This is a genomic window from Streptococcus plurextorum DSM 22810 (assembly GCF_000423745.1).
GTDB classification, from domain to species: Bacteria; Bacillota; Bacilli; order Lactobacillales; family Streptococcaceae; genus Streptococcus; species Streptococcus plurextorum.
Genome location: NZ_KE384086.1, coordinates 27,097 through 30,255, shown reverse-complemented (window position 1 = coordinate 30,255; position 3,159 = coordinate 27,097). Strand labels below are relative to the sequence as shown.

Genomic DNA, 3,159 nt, shown 5'->3' with positions numbered 1-3,159 from the left:
AAGACAACACGTATTATTATGACAACGACAACAAATCCCTCGGTAAATTCAAAGTCCTCGCAGTAGAAGACAACACCGCCAACGGCATGCAGGCAATGGCCGTAGCGCCAGTTGTTAACTGTGATTAGGAGATATAAAATGAAAAAACGAAGAATTTTTATCAATTTAGTAGTCGCAATGACAATTTTAATATTAGGAGGATGCGGAATGACTGAGAGCAATAAAGAAGTGAAGTACAAAGAAGAGCAGGATAGAATGGTGGAGTATTTAGCTCAGAATTATGAAGGTGTTGAAAAAATTGAGTTTATAAATTTTGAAGAAAATATAAAAACAGGTTACTACACCAGTATTGCTAAAATAGACGATAAATTTGAGGTAATGTTTTATGAACGAGGTGCTAATGGTGAGATATCTCTTGATTATTATACAAGAGACTTTATAGCTCAATATCCCAAAATTAAAAAGACTATTTCTAATTTTGATATAAAAAAGTAGTTTATTACGGAGAGTAATTATATGATGGTAACAGATAAAGATTATAATGAAATATCCGAGCGTGTTTATAATGTAGATAGCGGAAAAAAGATGTTGTCCATATACAGCAAGCCCAAGAAATAATGGATGGTCAATTCAAAGTCCTCGCAGTAGAAGACAACACCGCTAACGGCATGCAGGCAATGGCTGTAGCACCAGTGGTTAACTGTGATTAGGAGATATAAAATGAAGAAACGAAGAAGTTTTATTAGTTTAGTAGTCGCAATCACAATTTTAATATTAGGAGGATGCGGAATGACTGAGAGCGATAAAGAAGTGAAGTATAGAGAAGAGCAGGATAGAATGGTGGAGTATTTGGCTCAGAATTATGAGGACATTAAGAAAGTTGAGTTTACAGAAATTGAGCATAATAAAATAACAGGAACATACTCATTTTATGCCACAATAAATAATCAAATTCAAATCGATTTTACACTGAGAGGATTAAATGGCGAAATCTATGTGAATGAGCTTTCTTCTAGAAATCATGGGCATTTTCTTAAAAAGTCAGACACACCTAATGAGAAACCAGATGTAGCTCACATTGAAGTTAAGTACCTGGAGGAATGATATAATATCAGAAAAAGATTATAATTCACTTGCCGACGAAGTTTATAAAGTTGATTCAGGCAAAGTGCCTACCCCGTACAGAAAAGGTGATACTGTAGCCAATGGTCAATATAGAGTCCTCGCTGTAGAAGACAACACCGCCAACGGCATTCAGGCAATGGCCGTAGCACCAGTGGTTAACTGTGATTAGGAGATATAAAATGAAAAAACGAAGAATTTTTATTAGTTTAGTAGTCGCAATCACAATTTTTATATTAGGAGGATGTGGAATGACGTCACAGAAAGAAACATTGACAAAAGAGCAACAGGATAATGTGGTTAGATGGATTGCAAGGGGGTATGAGGTTGATAAGGTAGAATTTACAAATTTTACAAAAAATAATTCAACAGGAAGTTACTTGTTAAGTATTCAAATAAATGGTGACAGAAATCTTGGGACAGTATTTTCAACGTATAGCTTAGATGATTTTAATATCCAAAGTGGTGAAATTGGACTAGATCCTATAGAAGATTTTGAACCTTTGTTGAGGCATAATCCTAAAAATAAAAATGAGAACGTTAATATTGAAGAGATAGAAGTTATATACTTGGGTGAGTAGTATGCTGACAGATAAACAAAATAGTAGATTAGCAGAACAGTCATATTGGGTTGATCGTAATAAAGAAGGGGTTGATTATAGACCCAAAGAAGCTGGCTAGTTTAATTATAAGACAATAGGAGGAATCCATGAAAAACTGGAAAAAATTGTTAGCACTGGTCGTTGTTGGAATGTTAATGATGTTAGGAGGTTGTAGTATGTCTGGAAGTAAACAAACAGTAAGTAAAAAAGAACAAGACAGAGTAGTTCAATATATTATAGAACATATTGAACTTGTTGATGGCGATTCAATAAAAAAAGTAAAATTCACAAAAATTAAATATGAAGAAATGCCTGGAAGTTGGTGGATAACAGTAGAGATTAATGGACAATACAAACTCTCATTATCTGAAGGAAAACTCGGCGGAGAGATAAGGACGTCCCGTTTTTCTTCAAAAGAGATTAGACAAGTTGATAGCACAGAATTAGTATCGCAAGAAAGTAAAGTAGATGTTTTATACTATGAATAAGGAGAAGTATCATGATTACCGAAAAAGATTATAACTCCATATCAGAAGATGTTTATCAAGTAGACTCTGGAAAAACTTTGAATATCATTAAATTAGGTGATACTGTAGTCAATGGTCAATATAGAGTCCTCGCTGTAGAAGACAACACCGCTAACGGCATTCAGGCAATGGCCGTAGCGCCAGTGGTAGATGGCAAAGTAGATACCACACAGATCACCATTGCCTATGCGGGGACGAATTTTGGAGATGGAAAAGACCGTCAGACAGATGTGAGTAGCGTTATTCTCGGACTTAATATATACCCGTAGGCATGACCACAGTTAATGTGACGGCTCAAAGTCAGGTTGATAGCGCCTTAGCCTTTGCGGATAAGATTCAAAAGCAGTACCCTCAAGCAAACATCGGAACGACTGGGCATTCCTTGGGTGGCTATCTGGGTCAACTTGTCGCCATCAAAAATCAATGGAGCGCTACCACCTTTAACGGTCCCGACCCCTCTAATATGCTTACTAAGGAGGAAATTGCCTGGGCAAAAGCAAATACCGATATCCTGATTAATTATAGAAATTCTGAAGACTGGATTGGGAATTTTGGAGGAGACCCACTAGGCATCGCACGAGTGATTGATACCTACACTCATTATGGTTTTGCAGGTGTGGCGACTCATATCCTTGACTATCACGGCCTCTCCACCTGGCAATTTGATCAATACGGCAATTTAGTGGACAAATATGGCTTGATCGTCGATAAAAAGAATTATCAGACCCGTGTTGACATTGATGCGGACGGCGTGGCAGATATTACCTTGAACCAGGCCAATACAGAACCCCGCAACCTTTTCCTATCTTCAAGTCGCATCAGTGCCATAGGAGCAAAGGACCTCAAGCTTGCTTCCCTTATAGAAACTAACCAGAGAATTTGGAATGAATTCTTTTTTTATTTTCTAC

Annotated in this window: 5 protein-coding genes and 1 pseudogene; all 6 read left to right on the top strand. The window is 36.9% G+C overall.

Annotated elements, in window-relative coordinates:
* Positions 1-138 precede the first annotated feature (138 nt).
* Entirely contained in the window at positions 139-495 is a 357-nt protein-coding gene (locus tag G575_RS11580; RefSeq protein WP_037623116.1) for a DUF1433 domain-containing protein, read from the top strand.
* Between the two features lie 225 nt (positions 496-720).
* Positions 721-1,104, top strand: a complete 384-nt coding sequence (locus G575_RS0110710; protein WP_027972704.1) for a DUF1433 domain-containing protein — start codon at positions 721-723, stop codon at positions 1,102-1,104.
* Positions 1,105-1,304: 200 nt separating this feature from the next.
* The gene (locus tag G575_RS0110705; protein ID WP_027972703.1) at positions 1,305-1,703 is read left to right on the top strand and encodes a hypothetical protein; all 399 of its coding nucleotides are present in this window, start codon (positions 1,305-1,307) and stop codon (positions 1,701-1,703) included.
* A 128-nt stretch (positions 1,704-1,831) separates the two neighbouring features.
* Positions 1,832-2,212 (top strand): hypothetical protein, encoded by a 381-nt coding sequence (locus G575_RS0110695; protein WP_051177077.1) that lies wholly within the window; start codon positions 1,832-1,834, stop codon positions 2,210-2,212.
* 11 nt (positions 2,213-2,223) lie between these two features.
* Positions 2,224-2,520, top strand: coding sequence for a hypothetical protein (locus G575_RS11765; protein ID WP_051177075.1), 297 nt, complete (start codon positions 2,224-2,226; stop codon positions 2,518-2,520).
* Between the two features lie 2 nt (positions 2,521-2,522).
* A pseudogene (locus tag G575_RS12340) lies at positions 2,523-3,159 on the top strand (hypothetical protein); the annotation flags it as partial.